This window comes from Streptomyces sp. NPDC059909 (assembly GCF_042730885.1).
Classification (GTDB): domain Bacteria; phylum Actinomycetota; class Actinomycetes; order Streptomycetales; family Streptomycetaceae; genus Streptomyces.
The window spans coordinates 23693-47459 of sequence record NZ_JBHWKX010000019.1 but is presented as its reverse complement, the minus strand read 5'-3'; the positions used below and the strand labels follow the sequence as shown (position 1 = coordinate 47459).

The 23767-nt window shown below is 70.1% G+C and carries 19 protein-coding genes; 7 read left to right on the top strand and 12 right to left on the bottom strand.

The annotated features are described in order from the left end of the window. Positions 1–265: 265 nt before the first annotated feature. Positions 266–1567 carry a DUF4192 domain-containing protein gene (locus tag ACFV9O_RS15670; RefSeq protein ID WP_385417529.1) on the bottom strand — a complete coding sequence of 434 codons (1302 nt, stop codon included), beginning with the start codon at positions 1565–1567 and terminating at the stop codon, positions 266–268. Here ACFV9O_RS15670 and ACFV9O_RS15665 point away from each other — a divergent pair. The 3 genes from ACFV9O_RS15665 to ACFV9O_RS15655 all read left to right on the top strand — a co-directional run bounded on the left by ACFV9O_RS15665 (position 1556) and on the right by ACFV9O_RS15655 (position 5112). Beyond that, complete coding sequence (locus ACFV9O_RS15665) at positions 1556–2008, top strand: hypothetical protein (protein WP_385417526.1); 453 nt, start codon at positions 1556–1558, stop codon at positions 2006–2008. The genes ACFV9O_RS15670 and ACFV9O_RS15665 overlap by 12 nt on opposite strands. Before the next feature lie 92 nt (positions 2009–2100). Beyond that, complete coding sequence (locus ACFV9O_RS15660; protein WP_385417523.1) at positions 2101–4272, top strand: RecQ family ATP-dependent DNA helicase; 2172 nt, start codon at positions 2101–2103, stop codon at positions 4270–4272. Positions 4273–4485: 213 nt separating this feature from the next. Further along, positions 4486–5112: a hypothetical protein gene (locus tag ACFV9O_RS15655; protein ID WP_385417521.1), complete on the top strand. Its 627-nt coding sequence runs from the start codon at positions 4486–4488 to the stop codon at positions 5110–5112. Positions 5113–5277: 165 nt separating this feature from the next. Here the strand turns inward: ACFV9O_RS15655 and ACFV9O_RS15650 are convergent, their stop codons facing one another. From ACFV9O_RS15650 to ACFV9O_RS15640, 3 genes are all read right to left on the bottom strand, one after another. Next, positions 5278–5898, bottom strand: coding sequence for a hypothetical protein (locus tag ACFV9O_RS15650; RefSeq protein ID WP_385417518.1), 621 nt, complete (start codon positions 5896–5898; stop codon positions 5278–5280). Positions 5899–6004: 106 nt separating this feature from the next. Further along, complete coding sequence (locus tag ACFV9O_RS15645) at positions 6005–6712, bottom strand: ribonuclease HII (RefSeq protein ID WP_385417516.1); 708 nt, start codon at positions 6710–6712, stop codon at positions 6005–6007. A 73-nt stretch (positions 6713–6785) separates the two neighbouring features. Continuing rightward, on the bottom strand, positions 6786–7412 hold the full coding sequence (locus tag ACFV9O_RS15640) for a TetR/AcrR family transcriptional regulator (protein ID WP_385417513.1): 627 nt from the start codon (positions 7410–7412) through the stop codon (positions 6786–6788). 125 nt (positions 7413–7537) lie between these two features. Between ACFV9O_RS15640 and ACFV9O_RS15635 the strand changes: the two genes are divergently transcribed. Next, the gene (locus tag ACFV9O_RS15635) at positions 7538–9091 is read left to right on the top strand and encodes an MFS transporter (RefSeq protein WP_385417510.1); all 1554 of its coding nucleotides are present in this window, start codon (positions 7538–7540) and stop codon (positions 9089–9091) included. Between the two features lie 75 nt (positions 9092–9166). Here ACFV9O_RS15635 and ACFV9O_RS15630 read toward each other — a convergent pair whose 3' ends face one another. From ACFV9O_RS15630 to ACFV9O_RS15615, 4 genes are all read right to left on the bottom strand, one after another. Then, complete coding sequence (locus ACFV9O_RS15630) at positions 9167–11155, bottom strand: DUF4153 domain-containing protein (protein WP_385417508.1); 1989 nt, start codon at positions 11153–11155, stop codon at positions 9167–9169. A 456-nt stretch (positions 11156–11611) separates the two neighbouring features. Continuing rightward, complete coding sequence (locus tag ACFV9O_RS15625; protein ID WP_385417505.1) at positions 11612–12556, bottom strand: ADP-ribosylglycohydrolase family protein; 945 nt, start codon at positions 12554–12556, stop codon at positions 11612–11614. A gap of 13 nt (positions 12557–12569) precedes the next feature. Beyond that, a complete protein-coding gene (locus tag ACFV9O_RS15620; protein ID WP_385417503.1) occupies positions 12570–13229 on the bottom strand; it encodes a histidine phosphatase family protein in 660 nt (219 codons plus the stop codon). A gap of 162 nt (positions 13230–13391) precedes the next feature. Then, positions 13392–13997, bottom strand: a complete 606-nt coding sequence (locus ACFV9O_RS15615; protein WP_385417500.1) for a YdbC family protein — start codon at positions 13995–13997, stop codon at positions 13392–13394. Positions 13998–14176: 179 nt separating this feature from the next. On the opposite strand from ACFV9O_RS15615, the gene ACFV9O_RS15610 reads away from it, so the two are divergent. Together ACFV9O_RS15610 and ACFV9O_RS15605 are read left to right on the top strand one after the other, a co-directional pair. Beyond that, positions 14177–15136 carry a DUF1152 domain-containing protein gene (locus ACFV9O_RS15610; protein WP_385417497.1) on the top strand — a complete coding sequence of 320 codons (960 nt, stop codon included), beginning with the start codon at positions 14177–14179 and terminating at the stop codon, positions 15134–15136. Positions 15137–15249: 113 nt separating this feature from the next. Next, on the top strand, positions 15250–15780 hold the full coding sequence (locus ACFV9O_RS15605; RefSeq protein ID WP_385417494.1) for a TerD family protein: 531 nt from the start codon (positions 15250–15252) through the stop codon (positions 15778–15780). A gap of 183 nt (positions 15781–15963) precedes the next feature. Here ACFV9O_RS15605 and ACFV9O_RS15600 read toward each other — a convergent pair whose 3' ends face one another. Together ACFV9O_RS15600 and nrdR are read right to left on the bottom strand one after the other, a co-directional pair. Beyond that, a complete protein-coding gene (locus ACFV9O_RS15600; protein ID WP_385417492.1) occupies positions 15964–18858 on the bottom strand; it encodes a vitamin B12-dependent ribonucleotide reductase in 2895 nt (964 codons plus the stop codon). Between the two features lie 154 nt (positions 18859–19012). Beyond that, the gene (nrdR, locus tag ACFV9O_RS15595) at positions 19013–19528 is read right to left on the bottom strand and encodes a transcriptional regulator NrdR (protein ID WP_385417489.1); all 516 of its coding nucleotides are present in this window, start codon (positions 19526–19528) and stop codon (positions 19013–19015) included. A 524-nt stretch (positions 19529–20052) separates the two neighbouring features. On the opposite strand from nrdR, the gene lexA reads away from it, so the two are divergent. Then, positions 20053–20838 carry a transcriptional repressor LexA gene (gene lexA, locus ACFV9O_RS15590; RefSeq protein WP_385417486.1) on the top strand — a complete coding sequence of 262 codons (786 nt, stop codon included), beginning with the start codon at positions 20053–20055 and terminating at the stop codon, positions 20836–20838. Between the two features lie 137 nt (positions 20839–20975). On the opposite strand, the gene ACFV9O_RS15585 is transcribed toward lexA, so the two are convergent. Then, positions 20976–22949: an ATP-dependent DNA helicase gene (locus tag ACFV9O_RS15585; RefSeq protein ID WP_385417483.1), complete on the bottom strand. Its 1974-nt coding sequence runs from the start codon at positions 22947–22949 to the stop codon at positions 20976–20978. Positions 22950–23076: 127 nt separating this feature from the next. Beyond that, positions 23077–23706, bottom strand: coding sequence for an RDD family protein (locus tag ACFV9O_RS15580; RefSeq protein ID WP_385417480.1), 630 nt, complete (start codon positions 23704–23706; stop codon positions 23077–23079). Between the last annotated feature and the right edge of the window lie 61 nt (positions 23707–23767).

Sequence of the window (23767 nt, the reverse complement as noted above, 5' to 3'; positions counted from 1 at the left end):
CCCGGCTCCGGGTGGCGCGCCTGTGGCGAGTGATGCGCGCCCGGTGCCGGGGGTGGAAGCGGAGGACGCGAGGGTGAATCCAGGTGTGCCGGAGGCCGATGCCGACGCAGGGACCTGGGCGGAGGCCTGGAAATGGTCGCTGAGGGCCATGTGGATTCTGCTGTGCCTTCTGTGCGCTCAGGACAGCCGCTACGAGTACGGCGGCACGGGTCGAACGACACCGCCACACACATGAACGGCCCCGCACCCGCAAGGGTCACGCCCGTCATCGTCCGTCTCCTGAACTGCGCCGCCCACCGCCACGACCCACCGTGCGTGTCCTGCCTCGGCCGGCCACCGTGCCGGGGCTCGGAGCTGGGCGGCGCCGGGACGGGGTGGCCGCCCCCGGTGCCGAGGGACCGGGCCGCGGGACCTTCCTCTTCACAGCCTTCTCCGGCAAGCGCCCTGTCCCCGAGCGCGACCGGGACGACTGCGTCGGCGTCGCGGTCCGGCCGCCCGGCACATCCCCGGCCGCGGCCGGGGCGGCGCCTTCCGATGCGTGTCGCTCCCCCCGCAGGCAGCGACGCAGCGACTCCGGATCCAGCCCGTCGTTGCACGCCTGGTGAAGCAACCGCGCGAAGACGTATTCCGGGTCCGTGCGCAGGGCGAGACTGAGAGCCACTCGGGCACCGGGCTCGTCGCCGATCGACCAGGAGACCCACCCGGCCAGGGCGAGCGGTGCGGCCGCATGCTCCATGTACGGCCCGACGCAACGCCGCGACAGCGCCCGCCAGAGCCGCAGCGCCTGATCGGCCTCCTGCCCCTCCATCCACGCCGCGGCACGGTCCCGGGTGTCCCGGTCCTGGAGCCCGAGGATGACGGCGGCCGCCTCATCGTGCGAGATGAGTCTGTCGTCCCCAGCGTCCGCCTCCGGCCATCCGACACCCAGGGTCGCTTTCTCCCCTAGCCGCTTCATCAGGCGGCGGGCGAGCCGCAGCGTCTCCGCACCGACCTGCTCCCGGCTCTCCTGGTCCAGAATCCTGGGCACCATCGCGGAAGCCGTGGTGTCGAGCGCTCGCTCCTGCTCGGCCGACATGGGCGTCCGCGGCTCCAGCCGTGCCTCCAACTCCCGCAGCGACCCCCGCACCTGAATCCCGGCGTAGGCGGCGGCCGCGGCCATCACGGACGTGCCCTGCATCGCCATGGCAGTCCCCTCCACCGGACAGCACCGGGAGTCCGGACAGCAGTAGGACCAGAAGCGGCCGCCGGAGATGCACAGTGCTTCGTACACGGGCACGTCGAGCGAGCCGCAAGCCGTCCGCAGCCACTGCGCCAGCGGTCGGAGCCGCTCCATCACCGACTGGCCGGTCTCTCCCTCCGCCGGATCCTGGCAGAGGAAGACGACAATGCCGTCCGGCCTGGCTCCCCGCCGCTCGCTGGCTTCGACGAGACACTCGGCAAGCTGCTCGGCCACCGGCAGCCACTCCCGCTGAGCGGAGGGAATGCCGACCCTGAGCCGTCCGCCGAAGCGGCCTCGCGGGCCGTGGAGGGCGACCAGGACCACCGAATCGGTCGGGTGAAATCCCATCAGATACGGCAGGGCATCGGCGAGCTCGGCGGGGCCGCGCAGGGTGATGGACGGCTCGTCGGCCCGACCGCCGGACCCGGCCGCCAGGCCGAGAGGCTCACCTGCCCCATCGCGGGATTCTCCGACCCGACCATGAGACTCAGCGGGCGCGCCATGAGGATCGCCGGCGGCCAGAACGTCGGACTCGGTCCGATCTTCTGCCTCCGTCCGACCGTGGGACTCAGTCGGCGCGGCGCGGCGCTCGCCTGCCCGACCGTCGGACCTGGCCCGATCGCGCGACTCGCCCCGACCGCCACGGCCGCCCGCCTCCGCCCGGCCGTGAGGCTCGGCCAGACCACCGGACTCCGCCCGATCGCGCGACTCAGCCCGGCCGTCGGGCTCGTGGGATTCATGGGAGCTGTTGTGTTCGTTGCTGTTTCGCATGCCTCGACGGTCCCGTGATCAAGACATCCTCGCCAGCCCTGTGGATAACGTTATCCACAGGCTGGCCGCCACGTTCGCGCATTGTCCGTGCCATCGGGTTGCATGGGGGCATGACCAACACAGACCGCGCAGATCTGAGGGCCTCGGCCGATTCCGTCCTCGCACGCCTCGTCGGGGACGCCACCGGCTCCGCCAGGCTGCGCGAGGACCAGTGGCGTGCCATCGAAGCGCTCGTCGCCGACAAGCGCAGAGCCCTGGTCGTCCAGCGGACCGGTTGGGGCAAGTCCGCCGTCTATTTCGTCGCGACCTCTCTGCTGCGGGAGCGCGGAAGCGGTCCGACGGTGATCGTCTCGCCACTTCTCGCGCTCATGCGCAATCAGGTGGAGGCCGCAGCCCGCGCGGGTATCCGGGCCCGGACGATCAATTCGTCGAACACCGAGGAGTGGGACACGATCCAGGCGGAGGTCGCCGCCGGCGAGGTCGACGTGCTGCTGGTCAGTCCGGAGCGGCTCAACAACCCGGACTTCCGGGACCAGGTGCTGCCCAAGCTCGCCGCCGCGACCGGGCTCCTGGTCGTCGACGAGGCGCACTGCATCTCGGACTGGGGCCACGATTTCCGGCCCGACTACCGGCGACTGCGCACGATGCTCGCCGACCTGCCACCGGGTGTTCCGGTGCTCGCGACGACTGCCACCGCCAACGCCCGCGTGACCGCGGATGTCGCCGAGCAGCTCGGGACGGGTGCGGGCACCGACGCGCTGGTCCTGCGGGGTCCGCTCGACCGGGAAAGCCTCAGCCTGAGCGTGCTTCAACTCCCCGATGCCGCTCACCGGCTGGCCTGGCTGGCGGACCATCTCGGCGACCTGCCCGGCTCCGGCATCATCTATACGCTCACGGTCGCGGCGGCCGAAGAGGTCACGACATATCTGCGGCACTGCGGACACACCGTCGCGTCCTATACGGGACGTACGGAGAACGCGGACCGGCAGCAGGCCGAGGACGACCTGCTCGCCAACCGCGTCAAGGCTCTGGTGGCCACCTCCGCCCTGGGCATGGGCTTCGACAAGCCCGACCTCGGATTTGTGGTCCACTTGGGCTCGCCCTCCTCCCCCATCGCCTACTACCAGCAGGTGGGCCGGGCCGGGCGAGGCGTGAAGCACGCCGAGGTGCTGCTCCTGCCTGGCAAGGAGGACGAGGCGATCTGGCAGTACTTCGCCTCGGTCGCCTTCCCCCCGGAGGAGCTCGTGCGGCGCACCCTGGACGTGCTCGCCCACGCGGGCAGGCCACTCTCGCTGCCCGCCCTCGAGCCCTTGGTCGAACTGCGGCGCACGCGGCTGGAGACGATGCTCAAGGTGCTCGACGTGGACGGCGCGGTGCGCCGGGTGAAGGGTGGCTGGACGACGACGGGCGAGCCTTGGGTGTACGACGCGGAGCGCTATGCCTGGGTGGCACGGCAGCGGGAGGCCGAGCAGCAGGCGATGCGTGACTACGCGTCGGCGGTGGGCTGCCGGATGGAGTTCCTGCGGCGGCAGCTGGACGACGAAGAGGCGGCCCCATGCGGCCGTTGCGACAATTGTGCGGGAGCCCGCTTCGACACCGGCGTGTCGACCGGGGCGCTGGACGCAGCGCGCGGGGAGCTGGGCCGGCCCGGTGTGGAGGTGGAGCCGCGCAAGATGTGGCCCACCGGACTGGCGGCCGTCGGAGTCGATCTGAAGGGCCGTATCCCGATCGGCGAGCAGTCGCTCACGGGCCGGGCGCTGGGTCGGCTGTCCGACATCGGCTGGGGCAACCGGCTCCGCCCGATGCTTGCCCCGCAGGCTCAGGACGGACAGGTTCCGGACGATGTGGTGAACGCGGTCGTGAGCGTCCTGGCCGACTGGGCCAAAGGGCCCGGCGGCTGGTCGTCGGGCGCAGCGGACGCACCGCCCCGCCCGGTCGGCGTGGTCACCATCGCCTCGCGCAGCAAGCCACGGCTCGTCGCCTCGCTCGGGTCCCGCATCGCCGAAGCCGGTCGTCTGCCGCTGCTCGGTACGGTCGAGTACGCGCCGGAGTGGCAGGACACGCACATCTCGCGAACGAACAGCGCACAGCGGGTGCGGGGGCTGCACGATGCGCTGGTCGTTCCGCCCGCGCTTGCCGCAGCGGTCCAGGCGGCGGCCGGGCCGGTTCTGCTCATCGACGATCTCTCGGACAGCGGCTGGACTCTCGCCATCGCGTCGCGGCTGCTGCGCCGAGCCGGAGCAGAGGGGGTGTTTCCGCTGGTCCTCGCGGTTCAAGCCTGAAAGGCGTGGTGGTTGGCCCGATTGGGCAGGGATATGAGCGTCATACCTGCCTATTCCAGTCAGCGTGCTCAATTGCTCGTTGCCGCTCGCCCGCAGGCCCGCAAGAATTGGAACTGTCCCCCGCACGGCCCGTTCGCGGTCCCGAAGGGCTGTGCTGCGGTGCGACTCACCGACCCCTGCCCGCTCTGTGGGCGCGTATGCGAAGGGAGGAACGTGACCTTCGGATTCGCTTCGTCCGCAGCCACTTCGATCAACGGATCGGCCAATTCCGCCGGCCTCGCCAGGATGCTGGAGCCGGCCGAGTGGGCGGCAGCCGGGATCCCTCTGCTGCGCAATCCCCGCGACGTCGTCAGCGGCCTGCACACCCGCCACCGGCCGACTCCGTCGACAGCCGTCGTGGCCGTGCTGGACCAGGAGGAACGACTGGCGGCCAGCGCCTCGTTCACCCGGCGTGCCGCCCCTGCCGACGGCTGGGAGTTCCGCAACGCGCTGCTGGCCCAACTGCGCCGGGTCATCCCGCACGATCTGCGCCGCCGCACCCCGGTCCGCACCGCCGTGTTGCTCTACTGCCGCGAGGGCGACGAGCGCTGGACGGAGGAGGACGGGGCGTGGATGTGGGGCCTGCGCGACGCCTGCACCCTGCACGGGCTCCGCTGCGGCGCGTACATCACGCTGACGCGTGGTGGGTGGCAGGTGCTCGGTGAGGGGCGCGGCGGGCGCCGGCCCCACTCCGAGTCCCGGCCCGGCGATTTCGGTGACGAGGTGAAGGATCCGGCGGTGCTTCCGCTGCGCACGGCGAGCGGGGCGGCCGAGGTGCTGCGCCGGACGGCGGCCCGCTGAGCCGGGCGCCGCGGGACGTCGGTCACCTCTCCGGGTCCCTCCCCGCCGGGGCTGTCCCCGTACGCGTACGTCGAAGTGACCGGCCGCGGTGCACGGCCGGCCTGACACGACGACCGCACCACGCACTGGGCGCGGGCGGCACCGTGGCAGCGGCGCGGCGTTGACTCAGACGCCCGCGCCGAGCACGGCGTTGATGCGCTGCGGATCTCCGCACACGATGAGCAGCGCTCCCGCGCGGCTCATGGCGACGGGCAGGGCCCGGGCGGCCTCGTCGTCGCTGCCGCCGTTGACGGCGACGACGACCACGTGCCGGGTCGCAGCACGTCCCGCCGAGGCGGCGTCCGCGTAGAAGACGTCGTCACGGGCGTCGTGCTGCGCCCAGTAGGCGCCTTCGCCGAAGGACAGCTCGTGCGCCGCCCACGGATGCTGTTCACCCGTGGTGAGCACCAGGATGTCGCCGGGCGCCCGACCGGAGTCGAGCAGCAGGTCGACAGCCTCGTCGGCGGCGTCGAGCGCGCCCGTGGCTGTGGCCGGGATCAGCTGGATCTGCGGTACGGAACGATTCTCCTGCCGGGGAGAAGCGCTCTGCCCGACAGAGGGGTGCGTGCGCTGTGCAGGCGGCGTGGGCCTGGCCGGACCGGGGCCCGGGCGACCGGGACGGGGCGCGGCCGCGGTACGCGGACCGGGTACGGGACGGGGGGTCGGCGCGGTGCGGCCGGCGGCCGGAGTAGCGCGGGGACCCTGGGCACTCTCGTGAATCTGAGGCTCCTCGGGGATGAGAGGCATGGGTGGATGTCTATCAAACGCCGATGCGTCTGACATCGGCGGGTAGGCACATAAGTGCGACCGGACTCGTCAGGCCGCTCGCACAGCGGTCGGTCGACCGGCCGGATCAGAAGTCGAAGCCGAGTTGGCCCCCACTCTCCAAAGCGGCCGCCTCCGGGGAGATCCGGACCTTCTTCAGGTGTCGCCATTGCGGCAGCGCGTCGAGGAAGGCCCAGGACAGCCGGTGGTACGGCGTGGGGCCCAGCTCCGCGAGCGCCGCCTTGTGCACGGGCGACGGATAGCCGGCGTTCTCCGCGAACCCGAAGGGTTCGCACACCGGCTCCAGCCCCAGCTCGGTCATCATCGCGTCCCGGTGCACCTTGGCGATCACCGAGGCGGCCGCGACCGCAACACAGGACTGGTCGCCCTTGATGACCGTACGAACGCGCCAGGGCAGACCCAGGTAGTCGTGCTTGCCGTCGAGGATGACCGCGTCGGGCCGCACCGGCAGTGCGTCCAGGGCACGCACGGCCGCCAGCCGCAGCGCAGCGGTCATCCCGAACTCGTCGATCTCCTCCGGGGACGCGTGCCCGAGGGCATGCGACGTGACCCACGTCTCCAGTTCCTTCGCCAACTCCGTACGGCGCTTGGGAGTGATCAGCTTGGAGTCGGTGAGTCCGGCAGGGGGCCGGCGCAGCCCTGTGACGGCTGCGCATACCGTGACCGGCCCGGCCCACGCCCCGCGCCCGACCTCATCGACTCCGGCGATGATCTTGGCACCGGTGGTGGCCCGGAGCGAGCGCTCAACGGTGTGGGTGGGTGGTTCGTACGGCATGGCGCCAGACAGGTTACGCCGCCCGGACGGGCCACAACACCCCGGATCCCGATCCCCGGACCCCGACCGGGTCTCATCGTGTACGCGGGCTCAGCAGGGGCACCATGATCTGGTCGATCATCTCGGCAATATCAGCGTCGCTCCATTCGCTTCCGCACACCTTGGCGCGATACATCATCATCGCCGGAATCACATCGAGGACCAGGCCGCCGGTGGCGCCGGCGCGGACGTCACCCCGCTTGATACCCCTGTGCACCACCTCCTGGAAAAGGCGGACCGACGGTTCGATGACCCCCCGGAAGATCAGGGCATGGAAGCGCTCGGCCGTGGAGGTATCACATTCGTGAAGCACCGAGCGGAGCGCACACCCCGGCTTGGAGTACATCGCCGCCCGCATCCGCCGGCAGAGCTGATAGAGGTCCTCGCGGACACTTCCGTGATCGGGTGCGTCACCGAGACTGGGGAGTCCGGCCTGCAGCGCGTCCGCGACGAGATCCTCCTTGGACGGCCAGCGGCGGTAGACCGCGGCCTTGCCGGTCTGGGCGCCGGCGGCGACTCCCTCCATGGTCAGCCCGTTCCAGCCGACGGTGCTCAGCTGGTCGAGCGCGGCGTCGAGGATCGCCCGCTCCAGCACAGGTCCACGGCGTCGCAACGACATCGACCGCGGCCGAGCGGTGGCCGCAGATCGCGAAGTAACCATCAACAACTCTCCATCGCAGCAGTGCGGTAGCTCCAGTGAACGCTTGCGTTCACTGTCGGGGACTCACTACCGTTGAGAACACAGTGAACGGATCCGTTCACTAACTCAAGTGCGGGGGGACCATAGTGACAACCTCTCAGCTAGAAGCACAGCGCAAGCCGGGCGCGCCACGCCGGGAGGGGCGCCCCGGCATCGCCCTCACCGTCATCGCCGCCTGCCAACTCATGGTGGTACTCGACGCGACGATTGTGAACATCGCGCTTCCGCATATTCAGGACGCGCTCAGCTTCTCCACCACCGACCTCTCGTGGGTACTCAGCGCCTACACCCTGACCTTCGGCGGACTGCTGCTGCTCGGCGGTCGGGCGGGTGACATCCTGGGCCGCCGCCGGGTGTTCATGGCGGGCATCCTGATCTTCACGCTCGCCTCGCTGCTCGGCGGACTGGCCCAGGAGCCGTGGCAGTTGCTCGCCGCGCGAGCGCTCCAGGGCGTCGGCGGCGCGATCGCCTCACCCACCTCACTCGCCCTGATCACGACGACGTTCCCCGAAGGACCGGAGCGCAACCGGGCGTTCGGCGTGTTCGCCGCCGTCTCCGCCGGCGGTGGCGCGATCGGACTGCTGGCCGGCGGCATGCTCACCGAGTGGCTCGACTGGCGCTGGGTGCTCTTCGTCAACGTCCCGATCGGCATCCTGATCGCCTTCCTCACCCCGCTGTACATCACCGAGTCGGAGCGCCATCCCGGCCGGTTCGACATAGCGGGCGCACTCACCTCCACCGCCGGTATGGCCTCGCTGGTCTACGGATTCATCCGGGCATCGGAGGAGGGCTGGCGGGACTCGCTCACCCTCGGGTCCTTCGGCGCTGCGGTGGTGCTGCTCGCGGCCTTCGCGATCGTCGAGTCGCGGGCGCGGGAACCCATCACTCCGCTCAGGATGTTCGCCGACCGGAACCGATCGGGTACGTACGTCATCATGCTGAGCCTGGCCGCGGCGATGTTCGGCATGTTCTTCTTCATCGTGCTGTTCGTCCAGAATGTGCTCGGTTACAGCCCGATCGAGGCCGGTCTGGCATTCCTTCCCGTCACGGTCGCGATCATCACCGGCGCGGGGCTGTCCCAGCGGCTGCTGCCGGTGCTCGGCCCCAAGCCGTTCATGGTCACGGGTTCCCTGCTCACCGGCATCGGCCTTTTCTGGCAGACCCTCATCAGCCCGGACAGCTCGTACGTGAGCGGCGTCCTCGGCCCGATGGTTCTCTTCGGCTTCGGCATGGGCCTCAACTTCGTGACGTTGACCCTGACCGCCGTCTCGGGGGTGGCCCAGCACGAGGCGGGTGCGGCCTCGGGGCTGCTCAACGCGACGCAGCAGGTGGGCGGATCGCTGGGTCTTTCGATCCTGGTCACCGTGTTCGGTACGGCGAGCCGGGACGAAGCGGGGAAGCAGGTTCCGTCCTTCCTGGCGCAGGCGACACCGGAGCAGCAGGCGGAGTTCGCCAAGACGCAGGAGCTGCCCGCGCCCTGGGGCCACGAGGTGCTGACGGAAGGCATCTCCACGTCGTTCACGGCGGCGGTGGGGATGGTGCTTCTGGCGCTGCTCACGGCGGTCGTGGTGATACGCGTCCGCAAGAGCGACCTGGATGCGCTGAGCGGCGCGGCGGGGGCGGCCGGACCCGCCGCATAGCGGGTGCCCGAGCAAGGGTGTGCGGTCCGTCCCACGGGGGGACGGACCGCACACCCTGCCGTACGCGCCCTGGCCTCAGTCCATGCCGGTGCCGGGGTCGTAATCGTCGTAGCTGTCGCCGTCGCCGAACTCGGCGTCCCCGTCGTATTCGTCCCGTTCCCCGCCGTACAGCCCCTCCCCCGGACAAGCGTCCCGGTCGACCTCGGCAGGCCGCTTCTCCAGGATCGACCGGGCCCGTACCTGGCCCCAACTGGTGGCATACCAGGGTTCCGCTTCGTCGAGATCGGCCTCGAGGCTCGTCAGCGCGCAGGAGCGCAGTGGCTCAGGCAGCCGGTCGAGGGCGGGCACGGCATCTGCCGACAGATCGCGCAGATAGTCGACATCGATCTTGTCGGTCCTCTCGTAGCGCTGCACGTTCCGCTCGGCGATCAATGCGTCCGGGGACGCGAGGCCGAAGGCCAGCACGGCGGCCGCGGCGCTGCCCACGACGGCGCGGGGCAGCCAGCGGCTGCCGAAGAGCCCCGCTGCGATGATCAGCACGATCACCAGACCGAGCCACAGTTCCATCGCGGCGACGGAGACCCGCAGCCGTGTCAGCCCGTACGCGTCGACGTACAGGTCCATCCTGCGCAGCGCGGACGCCACAACGACAAGGGTGAGCACGCACAGCGTGCCGAGCACCGCGCGCACCAGGGTGCGGTCGCGGGCGCCGTCGCGGGGGGCCCAGCGCAGGGCGAGCCCGATGACGATCAGCGTGAGCAGGGTGGCCCAGAGCAGTTGCCAGAAGCCCTGGCGGGCGTACTCCGCGTAGGTCAGTCCCGTCTCGCTCAGGACCTTGTCGTAGCCCCCGAAGAGGACGGCGAGCTGGACCGCGATGAAGGCGGCGAAGAGGAGGTTGAGGACGACGAGGGGCAGCGCCCACTCGAACCGGCCCCGGGCCTTCCCTGGTCCCATGGTGAGGCTGTCCCAGCGGAGCGGGGCGGCGGCGGTGCGGGCCGCGGCGAGTGCGCCGACGAGGCCGAGCAGGAAGAGGAAGAACCGCCAGGGACCATCGACGATCGAGACGTCGGGAATCAGCTCGCCGAGCAGATCGGCGAAGGCGGCGTCGGCGCCCGCGAACAGGGCGCCGAACACGACGAGCAGCACCGCCGCCACGGCGATCGTCCGGACGACGGGCCCCCAGCGGCCGCGGGAGCCGTCCGCACGCTCACGCAGCCCGCGCCAGCCCCAGACCGGCCCGGAGACGAGCGAGTCGACCAGTCCCACCGAGCCGAAGAGCACGCCCGGCCAGCCGCGCCCACCGTGCAGGGCGAGCGAGCCGACCGCGAGCGCGGACACAACGGCCAGGAATGTGGGCCATCCTGCGTCGCGAAGTGCGGGAACGACGAGCAGGGCCAGCACACCGATCGCCCAGACGGCAGTCCAGGGGCGGAGCCGACGACCGGCAGCCCGGGCGGCGAAGAAGGCGGCGAGGGCGGTCGGCACGGCCACGATCAGCAGATTCACCCCGATCCCGTCGCCGAGCAGCAGGGCACTCAGCAGCGCGGTGGCGAGGGCGGACCAGAGCGTGGCCACGCGTACGGGAGAGGGTGGTGCGGGCCGTATGCCGGCAAGCCGGGACGGGGCCGTCGGCGCCTTCGGTGGCCAGGACTGTGTGTGGTGGGGCCAGGGCGACGGGGGCGCGTATCCCGGTCCCGGTGCCGGCTGCGGAACCGGGCCGTGCGACTGCGGCGGCGTCACCGTGGCCGAGGCGCTCGGCCCGGAAGCCTCCTGCCCCCGTTTCCGCTCCTCGGTCCGGTCGGAGCCCGTGACGTGCCCCGACTCCTGGCTCTGGTCTCGCTCCTGATCCGGTATTCGATCACCGGCCTCGTCCGAGCCGGGCCCCGGACGCAGGCTGAGCCCCGCGTCCGCATGCGCATTCGGACCCTGGTCACCCGCAGGCTCCGGGGCCGATCCCACGGCAGGTGCCTGGACCCCGCCCTGGCGCGGACCGGGCGCCTCGCCGCCGGGCCGGTCTTCCGGTTCCGGCCCGAGGCCGGATGGTGTGGACGATACGTCTGACACGGGAACCCCCTCCCCACCGGGTGGCCCCTGCCCTGCCCTATGGCGGCACTGAGGTCCCGGCGTCTCATTGGCGTGCGCCGTTCATGATCAACGCAGTCGCGTGGCCGAAAGGGTAGCCCGCCGCAAACCGGCACGGTCGTCCGCGGCCGTGCTGTGGCAGGACCGTGACAGTCGGACCGCACCACTGGCTCCGGTGCGCCGAGTCGTACGAGCCGTCCCGTCTCAGGCCCGGTCAAAGGTCTCAGGCCGGCCGCAACGGGTCGCACTGCCGGATGCACCGCCCCCGGGTGCGCCGCCTCCGGGCGACCTGCCACCCGGCGCCGTACCGCCGGGCCTTACTGGCCAGGCGTCCGGACGGCTCGTGTCGGCCGGGCCGTGCGGACCTCGGCCCGCCGCCACACCTCAAGCCACCCCACCATCGATCTGACCAGAACCGACCAGCGCCGGGGCCGGAGCTCAGACCACCCGGGTCGGGAGCCAGGCGGGCAGGTCCTCGGTGCGGTCCAGCCACTCCGCCGGCGGGGAGCCCGCCTCCGCCGCTGCGACCACTCCGCCGGCGATCGCGCAGGTCGTGTCCACGTCCCCACCCACCTGGGCGGTCGTCCAGAAGACCTGCTCGAAGTCGCCGAGCGCCCGGGCCGCCGACCAGAGCGCGAACGGCACCGTGTCGTGCGCGCTCGTACGCCGCCCGCTGCCGAGCACCGCGGCGACCGTGCTCGCGTCGCCGTAGTCCAGCATGTCCCGCGCCCTGCGCAGTCCCGCCCCCACCGCACTGCGCGGCACGAGCGCGACCACCCCGTCGAGCAGCTCGGTGGGCGTGGGCGGCCCTGCCGGGGAGGCGACCAGGGCCGCGGCCGCCGCGACCGCCATGCTGCCCACCACGGCCTCGCGATGCTGATGCGTCGTGTACGACGAGATCTCGGCCTGGTGCGTGGCCTGCTCCGGATCGTCGGCGTACCAGGCGCCGAGCGGGGCGATCCGCATCGCTGCACCATTTCCCCACGAGCCCTGTCCGTTGAACAACGCCGCGGCGAGTTCACGCCAGTCGCCGCCCTCACGAATCAGTCGGAGCATCCGGTTCACCGCAGGCCCGTAGCCGCGGTCGAAGTCATGGTGCTCGGCGAAGGAACGGGCGAGTTCGTCCTGGTCGATCCGACCGTGGGAGGCGAGCACGGCCACAACGGAGCACGCCATCTCGGTGTCGTCGGTCCACTGCCAGGGGCCGGGCGGCAGCTCGCGCCGCTTCAGCAGCGGATAGTTCGAGGGGACGAAGAACTGGGAGCCCAGGGCATCGCCCACGGACAGCCCGCGCAGACTCGCCAGGGCGCGGTCGAAGCGCCGGTCGGCGGACGCGGAAGAGCCGGAAGAGTCCGGAGAGGCGGGAAAGGAGTCAGCGGTCATCGCAACGGCCACTCTATCCGGTGGTCCCGTACGACTCGGGAATGCACCAGCGCTCGAACGGCCGGTCCAGCGCGTAGCGCCCGTCCTCGCCCATCAGCAGCATCCTCATCTCCCCGTTGCCCGGGTTCGAGAGCGACTCGAACTCGGCCACCGTCCAGTGGAACCAGCGCATACAGAACAGCCGCATGGTCAGCCCGTGGGTGACGAGCAGGACGTTGGGGGGATGGTCCGGCGCCTCGAAGCTCCGGTAGAGGCTCTCCAGGAACGCCCCCACCCTGTCGTACACATCGGCACCCGACTCGCCCTGCGGCAAACGGTAGAAGAAGTGTCCGTAGGCGTCGCGGTAGGTCTTCTGCAGCCGTACGTCGTCCCTGTCCTGCCAGTTTCCCCAGTCCTGCTCGCGCAGTCTGGGCTCCTCCCTGACCCTGACGAGCGCCGGGTCGAGGCGGAAGGCCCGGTAGGTCTGATGGGTACGGCGGTACGGCGAGACGTAGACGCTGACCTGTTCCCGCCCGAACACCTCACGCAGCCGCTCCCCGGCCTCCTCGGCCTGGCGCCAGCCGCGCTCGGTGAGCCGCAGGGCGTGGTCGGGCATTCGCTCGTACACCGAGTCGTCGGCGTTCCCCTCTGACTCGCCGTGCCGGACGAGAACGATGCGCCGCGGTCGTGCCATACGACAAACCCTAGATCTGGAAGGGCCCGGGCCGAGCACCTGTCCGATCCGTGACCGGCGTGTCCTCCCATGGAAGCGCCGTGGAGCGTTGTGGAAGGCGTGGAGGCCGTGGAGCCTCGTGGAGCGCCATGAATCGCTGCCACCGTCGACCACACCGTTCCCTCACACCGACCAGGAAGGCTCGAGCGCCACGACGTCCCCGGCCAGGGCGGCGACGTCCGCCTCCGTCTGCGCGCGCAACGAGAGGCGCTCCACCCGCTCCGCGCGGTATTTGCCGTGCTCCGCGGCCGACTGCCACATCGAGAGCACCAGAAACTCGCTCCCGGGCGCCTCCCCGAACAACCCGCGCACCATCCCCGGCGACCCCGCCATCGCGGGGTTCCACACCTTCTCCTGCATCAGTGCGAAGTGCTCGACCCGGTGCTCGTGCACCTTGCAGTGCGCGACCCGTACGACGTCGGCGTCGGTGAAGCGGGGCTCGAAGCCCGTCTTCACGTCGAAGCGGTGGTCGAAGAGCTTGACCTGACCGTTCTTGTACGTGCCCGACTGGGCGGCCGCCAACCGGTCGTGCGAGCGTGCCATGAACGAGTCGTAGAACGCACGGGTCTCCCAGAACGCGAAGACATGGGCGACGTCCGGCCGCAGCCGACTCCATCCCCCGCCCTGTCCCCGGAATCCTGGCTCACCCAGCAGCCCCGCCCACTTCCGCTGCCCCCGCTCGAACCCTCGACGGTCCACCACGGTGCAGCGAATCCACTTGACCAGCACCGCGCCATCGTACGGCCCGGAGTGAGGCTCTGGTCACTCTCCGGCAGAAGCCGATACCCGCCGTCACTCCTTACGGGAACGGACACCGGCACGGGCTCCAGATCCGGCACCGGCACCGGCCACACGGTCTGCCGGAAATTCCGCACAGCGTCCGGCACATCCTCCGCACAATGATCGACATGACCGCGCTTCACATGAATCCCCTCTTCGCACGCCTGGAGTCCGCCGAGCGCATCCTCGTCGCGGGTGCGGGTGGCGGTTTCGACATCTACGCCGGGCTGCCCGTGGCGCTCTCCCTGCTCCACCAGGGCAAGGACGTCCATCTCGCCAACCTGTCCTTCAGCGCGGTCGAAGGGCTGCCGCTCGAGGCCTGGCTCGCCCCGGACGTCGCCGTCGTGACGCCCACGACCGCTCTCCACCAGACCTACTTCCCGGAGCGCACCCTCGCCCAGTGGCTCGACCGCCACGGCTACCCCAGCACGGTCCACGCCTTCGCACGCGTCGGAGTGCAGCCGCTGCGGGCCGCCTACCGGTCACTGATCGAGCGGTACGGGATCGACGCGGTCGTCCTCGTCGACGGCGGCACCGACATCCTCATGCGCGGTGACGAATCGGGGCTCGGCACACCCGAGGAGGACCTGACCAGCGTTGCCGCCCTCCATGGACTCGACGTACCGGAACGCCTGGTCCTCTCGCTCGGCTTCGGCGTGGACGCGTATCACGGGGTGAGCCACGGCCTCGTTCTGGAGAACATCGCGGCGCTGGAGCGCGACGGCGCCTATCTGGGCAGCTTCTCGGTCTCCCGTACGACCCGGGAGGGCGCCCTCTTCGTGGACGCGGTCGCGCACGCCCAGGAACACACTCCCGAGCACCCGAGCATCGTGAACGGCTCCATAGCCGCCGCGGTCCGAGGTGCGTTCGGAGACGTCCAGTTCACTTCACGCACTCGCGCAAGCGAACTCTTCATCAACCCACTGATGTCGCTCTACTTCGCCTTCGAACTGGAAGGCATTGCACGGCGTTGCCTCTATCTCGAAGAGATAGAGGAGACACACTTGATCCGCCAGGTGAGCAGCGCCATCGCGCTCTTCCGGGAGGGGGTCGCACGGCAGCGCCCGCCCCGGCACATCCCCCACTGACACCTACCGAGCGGCCGAAAGTGATCGGAGTGCGTGCTCTCTCGCGTGACAACATGGCCTTCCATAGGGGGCGTTGACGTTCACAACGACCGTCCACGAGGAAGGGAAGCAGGGTGAGCAGTCTCAGCAAGGGGCTCCGCAAGGTCCAGGTGTCGCTCAAGTGGGACCCCAGCCCCATCGGCGCACCGTCCATCGACCTCGACATCGTGGCCGCGACCTACAGCGCGGACGCTCCGCACGGCAAGCCCGCCTATCTGGTGCACTTCGGGAGCCGGTCCCCCGACGGCACGATCACCCTCAACAGGGACAGCCGGACCGGCCAGGGCTTCGGCGCGGACGAGGTGATGACCCTGGAACTGGACCGCCTGGCCGAGGGATACGCCCGGGTCGTGGTCGGTGTGGTCATTCAGCAGCGCAGCGCCGAGCGGACGTTCTCCGACATCAGGAACACCGGTGTGCGGATACTCGAAGGCCCTGTCGAGCTGGCGAACGACGACCTCTCGGGCGTGCCCGACGCCACCGCCGCGACGGTCGCGGAGTTCACCCGTGACGGCAGCGGCACATGGCAGCTCCGTACCGTCGTGCGCGGCTTCGCCGCTGACCCGGCCGAGTTCGCGGAGCTGATGGGCTCCGCGTCTCCCTGAGCCCCGGCTCCCGTACCGCCCTCACGCTCGTGGCGGCCGTCCGAACCGACGACGCGGCGGAGGGCGCCGACCACCGGTCGACGCCCTCCGTGAGCAACGGATCAGCGAGCCGCGGACCTTTTCAGGCGCGGTGGGCCTCCGCAGCGGATCCACTGGATCCGGTGGATCCCTCGGTTCTCCGTATCAGCTGCAGCCGCTGGTCGAGCCGCAGCCCTCGCAGATGTAGCAGGAGCCGGCGCGCTGCATCTTCGTACCGCACGAGAAGCACAGCGGCGCGTCCGCGCTGATGCCGAGCTGCATCTCGACGAGCTCGGCCGAGGTGTGCGCCTGCTTCGGGGCCGGGACCTCGGCCTTCGGCGGGGCGACCGCCTTCAGCGTCTCCTGCGCGCGCGGAGCGGACTGGGCCAGGCCCTCGACGTCCACCTCGTCGTCCGCCGGCTCGTACGAACCGGTCTCCAGGTGACGCTGGCGTTCCTCGGCCGAGTGGATGCCGAGCGCCGAGCGGGTCTCGAAGGGCAGGAAATCGAGCGCCAGGCGGCGGAAGATGTAGTCGACGATCGACTGCGCCATCCGCACGTCCGGGTCGTCCGTCATGCCCGCCGGCTCGAAGCGCATGTTGGTGAACTTCGAGACGTACGTCTCCAGCGGCACGCCGTACTGCAGACCGACCGAGACGGCGATCGAGAAGGCGTCCATCATGCCCGCGAGGGTCGAGCCCTGCTTCGACATCTTCAGGAAGACCTCGCCGAGACCGTCGTCCGGGTAGGAGTTGGCGGTCATGTACCCCTCGGCGCCACCGACGGTGAAGGAGGTGGTGATGCCGGGGCGGCCCTTCGGGAGGCGCTTGCGGACCGGGCGGTACTCGACCACCTTCTCGACCGCGGTGCGGATCGTCTCCTCGGCCTTCTCGGTGATCTCGGCCTTCTCCTGCTCCTTCTTCTTGGCGGAGAGGGGCTGGCCGACCTTGCAGTTGTCGCGGTAGATCGCGAGCGCCTTGACGCCCAGCTTCCACGCCTCGAAGTAGATCTCCTCGACCTCCTCGACGGTCGCCGACTCCGGCATGTTGACCGTCTTGGAGAGGGCACCGGAGATCCACGGCTGGATCGCGGCCATCATGCGGACGTGGCCCATCGGAGAGATGGAGCGCTCACCCATGGCGCAGTCGAAGACCTCGTAGTGCTCGGTCTTCAGGCCCGGGGCGTCGATCACATTGCCGTGCTCGGCGATGTGGGCGACGATCGCCTCGATCTGCTCCGGCTGGTAGCCGAGGCGGCGCAGCGCCTGCGGCACGGTGCCGTTGACGATCTGCATCGAGCCGCCGCCGACGAGCTTCTTGAACTTGACCAGCGCGAGGTCGGGCTCCAGGCCGGTGGTGTCGCAGGACATCGCGAGACCGATGGTGCCGGTCGGGGCGATGACGGACGCCTGGGAGTTACGGAAACCGTTCTTCTCGCCGAGGCGGATCACGTCCTGCCAGGCCTCGGTCGCGGCGGCCCAGATCGGCGTGTCCAGGTCGTCGATGCGGACGGCCTTGCCGTTGGCGTCGGAGTGCTGCTTCATGACGCGCTTGTGCGGCTCGGCGTTGCGGGCGTAGCCGTCGTACGGGCCGACGACCGCGGCGAGCTCGGCGGAGCGCCGGTACGACGTGCCGGTCATCAGGGAGGTGATCGCGCCGGCCAGGGCGCGGCCGCCGTCGGAGTCGTAGGCGTGGCCGGTCGCCATCAGCAGGGCGCCGAGGTTGGCGTAGCCGATGCCGAGCTGGCGGAAGGCGCGGGTGTTCTCGCCGATCTTCTGGGTCGGGAAGTCGGCGAAGCAGATGGAGATGTCCATCGCCGTGATGACGAGCTCGACGACCTTCTGGAAGCGCTCGACGTCGAAGGACTGGGTGCCCTTGCCGTCGTCCTTCAGGAACTTCATCAGGTTCAGCGAGGCCAGGTTGCAGGACGTGTTGTCCAGGTGCATGTACTCGCTGCACGGGTTCGAGCCGTTGATCCGGCCGGACTCGGGGCAGGTGTGCCAGTGGTTGATCGTGTCGTCGTACTGGATGCCCGGGTCGGCGCAGGCCCAGGCGGCCTCGGCCATCTTGCGGAAGAGGCCCTTGGCATCGACCTCTTCGATGATCTCGCCGGTCATGCGGGCGCGCAGCCCGAACTTGCCGCCGGCCTCGACGGCCTTCATGAACTCGTCGTTCACACGGACCGAGTTGTTGGCGTTCTGGTACTGGACGGACGTGATGTCGTCGCCGCCCAGGTCCATGTCGAAGCCCGCGTCGCGCAGCGCGCGGATCTTCTCTTCTTCCTTGACCTTGGTCTCGATGAAGTCCTCGATGTCGGGGTGGTCGACGTCGAGGATGACCATCTTGGCGGCGCGGCGGGTCGCGCCACCGGACTTGATCGTTCCTGCGGAGGCGTCGGCGCCGCGCATGAAGGAGACCGGGCCGGAGGCATTGCCGCCGGAGGACAGCAGCTCCTTGGAGGAGCGGATGCGGGAGAGGTTCAGGCCGGCGCCGGAGCCGCCCTTGAAGATCATGCCCTCTTCCTTGTACCAGTCGAGGATCGACTCCATGGAGTCGTCGACGGACAGGATGAAGCAGGCGGAGACCTGCTGCGGCTGGGGCGTGCCGACGTTGAACCACACCGGCGAGTTGAAGCTGAAGATCTGGTGCAGGAGGGCGTACGCCAGCTCGTGCTCGAAGATCTCCGCGTCGGCGGGCGAGGCGAAGTAGTTGTAGTCCTCGCCGGCCTTGCGGTAGGTCTTCACGATCCGGTCGATGAGCTGCTTGAGGCTCACCTCGCGCTGCGGCGTGCCGACGGCCCCGCGGAAGTACTTGCTGGTGACGATGTTGACCGCGTTCACCGACCAGAAGTCGGGGAACTCGACGCCGCGCTGCTCGAAGTTGACCGAGCCGTCGCGCCAGTTGGTCATGACGACGTCACGGCGCTCCCAGACGACCTCGTCGTACGGATGCACGCCGGGCGTGGTGTGGATGCGCTCGATACGCAGACCCTGCCGGGCCGCTGCGGCCTTGGACCCCTTGGCTCGGGAGCCCCGTGCCGGGCCGCTCGTCGTCTCTGTCATGCCGCCTCCCATATACGGGCAAAAACGCCCTGAAGTGCCCAGATCTTCCCGTGGCACAGTCTCTGTCTGTCGCCACCGGCGCCGCACACAGCGCCCGTGGCAGGTCCTTTGCCGCTCTGCGGCCGATCGCCGGGCCCCTCGCGGGGCCGGTCGGTCAGTCGGCGGCGGCGGTGGCGGGCACGGGGACCTCGGAGGTCACGCCGGGCCCGCTCTCTTCTGCGGGGGGCCGCTGCTCGCGGAGCTCCGCGATGGCGGCCTCGAAGTCTTCGAGCGAATCGAATGCTCGGTACACGGACGCGAAGCGCAGGTATGCGACGAGGTCGAGTTCCTGCAAGGGGCCGAGTATGGCCAGCCCCACGTCGTGGGTGGTCAGCTCGGCGCTGCCGGTGGCGCGCACCGCTTCCTCGACCCGCTGGCCGAGCTGAGCGAGGGCGTCCTCGGTGACCGGCCGCCCCTGGCATGCCTTGCGCACGCCGGAGATGACCTTGGTACGGCTGAAGGGTTCGGTCACCCCGCTGCGCTTGATCACCATCAGCGACGCGGTCTCCACCGTCGTGAAGCGACGGGAGCAGTCGGGGCACTGGCGGCGACGCCGGATCGACGTTCCGTCATCGGTGGTCCGACTGTCGACGACACGGCTGTCCGGGTGCCTGCAGAAGGGGCAGTGCATGGCTCCCAACCCTCCTTCACAGCACGACTGAATAGCCCCGGAAGGACCGGACGGGCCCCCTCGAAGCAGCCACAAGCATAGGCGATGGCCGCGGTCTTGATGACCGGGGACCACAACTTCTGGGCGGCTGCCACAATCCAACCACTAGATCTGGGGTCTGGTCGCCCATTACGGCCCAGCGCGTGTCGCGCGGCGCGGCGCGCGACGGCCACGGAAGCGGGGCGGGGCCGGGCGCCAGCGGCCGGCCACGAGGGTACGGGAAACGCTCCGCTCCCCCGATTCCGGGCCCCTGGGTGACACACTGGAGACACACCCACCCCCAGGGCCTCGCTGCCGGCGACGAAGGCTACCGTCGTAGCCGGGACCGCCGACGCGACAGCCGACGCGGTCACACCCGCCTATACACCCGGTCACATACACACGTCAGGTGATCTGCGATTTTTCACTCGAACGTGTGTTTGGCGCAACCTTTCGAAAGCAACTACCGTTGTCCAGCTAGGGAGACCATCTCGAGAGGGGCCGACGTGACCACCACCGCAGACAGTGCCACCATCACTGCCCAGGACCGCTCCCAGAACCGATTCGAGCCGGTGCATGCCATGAATGACGCAGCCACGACCCCGGAGGGGCCCAAGCCCACGCGCTCGCTGCCCGGCCGACCTCCAGGGATCCGTGCGGACAGCTCGGGTCTCACGGACCGGCAGCGGAGGGTCATCGAGGTCATTCGCGATTCCGTGCAGCGCAGGGGATACCCGCCGTCGATGCGCGAGATCGGTCAGGCGGTGGGCCTGTCCAGCACGTCGTCCGTCGCCCACCAGCTCATGGCCCTGGAGCGCAAGGGCTTCCTCCGCCGCGACCCGCACCGGCCGCGGGCGTACGAGGTGCGCGGCTCCGACCAGCCGAGCGCACAGCCGACGGACACGACCGGCAAGCCCGCCGCGTCGTACGTACCGCTGGTCGGCCGTATCGCCGCCGGTGGCCCGATCCTCGCGGAGGAGTCCGTCGAGGATGTCTTCCCCCTCCCCCGGCAGCTGGTCGGCGACGGTGAGCTCTTCGTGCTGAAGGTCGTCGGTGACTCGATGATCGAGGCGGCGATCTGCGACGGTGACTGGGTGACGGTCCGCCGCCAGCCGGTCGCGGAGAACGGTGACATCGTCGCGGCCATGCTGGACGGAGAGGCCACGGTCAAGCGCTTCAAGCGGGAGGACGGCCACGTCTGGCTGCTCCCCCACAACGCTGCCTACCAGCCGATCCCGGGCGACGAGGCGACGATCCTCGGCAAGGTGGTGGCGGTGCTCCGGCGGGTGTGACCCCACCTCGTCGGCTCTGACCGGGCCCCGGGAACCACTGCGCCGGTCCCGGGGCCCAGCTGTGTCCACGGCCAGTGGCCGGCTGGGCCCACGTTCCTACGCCTGACGCGCTCCTGCGTGTTAAGCGCTCTTGCGTGTTAAGCGCCGTCCGTCTTCGCCGCGGCGTCGATGGCTGCCAGCGAACGGCGCACCTGATTACGGTCCGTCGTGTACCAGAAGCCGGGCAGTGACGCCTTCAGGTAACTGCCGTAGCGGGCCGTGGCCAGCCTCTGGTCCAGCACGGCGACCACACCGCGGTCCCCCGTCGCCCGTACGAGACGGCCGGCACCCTGTGCCATCAGCAGCGCCGCATGCGTGGCCGCGACGGCCATGAAGCCATTGCCGCCGGCGTCCTCGACCGCTTTCTGGCGGGCGCTCATCAGCGGGTCGTCGGGCCGCGGGAACGGGATCTTGTCCATGACGACCAGCTGGCAGCTGGGACCCGGGACATCCACGCCCTGCCAGAGCGAAAGCGTGCCGAACAGACAGGTCTTGGGGTCGGCCGCGAAGTTCTTGATCAGCTCGCCGAGTGTCTCCTCGCCCTGGAGCAGGATGGGGAACTCCGGGATGCGGGAGCGGAGCTCCTCGGCCGCGAGCTGGGCGGCTCGCATCGAGGAGAACAGACCGAGCGTGCGGCCGCCCGCCGCCTGGATCAGCTCAGTCAGCTCGTCGAGCATGTCCCCGCGATCGCCGTCGCGCGCGGGTCGAGCCAGATGCTTGGCGACGTAGAGGATGCCCTGCTTCGGATAGTCGAAGGGAGAGCCGACGTCGATGCCCTTCCATACGGGCATGTCCTCGCTCTCCGTGCCCTCCGGGGCCAGCCCGAGCGACGCGCCGACACCGTTGAAGTCGCCGCCCAGCTTGAGCGTCGCCGAGGTGAGGACCACCGACCGGTCGGCGAAGAGCTTCTCGCGGAGCAGCCCCGAGACGGAGAGCGGTGCGACGCGCAGGGACGCCCCGAAGCGGTCATGGCGCTCGTACCAGACGACGTCGTACTCGGAGCCGTTGGTGATCCGCTCGGCGACGTCATGGATGCTCTCGACCGAGGCGAGGGCCTGCTTGCGCACGGCGTCCTCATCCTGGACGGACTTGTCGCGGGTGGAGCCGAGGGCGGAGATGACCGTACGGGCCGCGTCGCGCAGCGCCATCAGTGCGTACCCCAGATCCTCCGGGATCTCCTCCAGACGGCCCGGGAGGGCGAGCTCCATCAGCCGCTCGAAGCCCTCGGCCGCCGTTTGCAGTTGGTCGGCGGCCTTCTCGTTCACGAGCTTGGCGGCACGGCGCACCGCGCGGTTGACCTGGCCGGGTGTGAGCTCGCCCGTGGCGACGCCGGTGACCCGGGAGACCAGCTCATGGGCCTCGTCGACGATCAGCACCTCGTGCTGCGGGAGCACTGGAGCGCCCTCGATCGCGTCGATCGCGAGGAGGGCGTGGTTCGTGACCACGACATCGGAGAGCTTGGCACGCTCCCTGGCCATCTCGGCGAAGCACTCCGCCCCGTACGCGCACTTGCTGGCGCCCAGGCACTCCCGGGACGACACGGAGATCTGCGACCAGGCGCGGTCGGAGACGCCGGGGGTAAGGTCGTCGCGGTCGCCGGTCTCCGTCTCGTCCGCCCAGTCCCGCATGCGGAGCAGGTCCTGGCCCAGCTTGCTGGTGGGCGCGGCGGCCTCGAACTGATCGAAGAGGCCGTCCTCCTCTTCCTGCGGCACGCCCTCGTGCAGGCGGTGCAGACAGAGATAGTTCGACCGCCCCTTGAGCATGGCGAACTCGGGGCGGCGGCGCAGCAGCGGATGCAGCGCCTCCACCGTCCTCGGAAGGTCGCGCTCCACGAGCTGGCGCTGCAGCGCCAGCGTCGCCGTGGCCACGACGACCCGCTCCCCGTGAGCCAGGGCGGGCACCAGATAGCCGAGGGACTTTCCGGTGCCCGTACCGGCCTGGATGAGCAGGTGGGAGCCGTCGTCGATGGCCGCGGCGACGGACTCGGCCATGGTGACCTGGCCAGGCCTTTCCATCCCGCCGACGGCTGCGACGGCGGCGTGGAGGAGCTCGGGGAGGGATGGCTTCGTCATAGGCCGTCCACCCTAATCCGTCGCTCTGACAGTCCCGGACGAGACGAGACCTTGTTACGGGCTGTTCGAGCGGTGGAGTCCGCCGCGGGCCCGGTGCTCGGGCCCCTGCTTGCCTGGGGCTCGGCCCCTACTTCACGCGGATGACGACGGTGCCGCACACCTTGTCGGCGAAGGTCTGCTTCTTGTCGTCCCACAGCGGCCACAGCCAGCCGAGGTAGCAGGCGAGGCTGTCCAGGAAGTGGGCCAGCTTACGGACGAAGGCCATGCCGAAGCCGAGGGTGCTGCCGTCCCTCTCCCGGTGGAGGCTGATCCCGAGGACCTTCTTGCCGATCGTCTGGCCGGTCTTGCCTTCCTTGTAGAGCTGGAAGATGCACATGCCGAGGGCGTACAGCATGCCGATCACGCCGAGGACCCGCGGGCTGGACGGATCGTCGCTGGTGGCGAGGTCGACGAACGCCAGCGCGTACATCGGACCCGCGATGATCAGGATGTCGAGCAGGTACGCGCCGACGCGCAGGCCCCAGTGGGCCAGCGGGGGCAGGCTGGCTCCGGGCATGCCCGGCATGCCGGCCGGCGGGTAGGCCCCGTACGGGGAGGGCTGCTGCTGCGGGTAGCCGTACGGCTGGGGCCGGCCCTGCTGCTGCGGCTGGCCGTACTGGTGCGGCACGCCCTGCGGCGCCTGCTGCGGGTAGCCGTAAGGGGGCTGGCCCTGCGGAGGCTGCCGGCTGTACGGGTTGTTCGGGTCGCCGAAGCTCATGGCGATTTCCCTCCGTTGGCGAATCTGGGACAAAGGCGGTCCGGGCGGAGGGACTTCACAT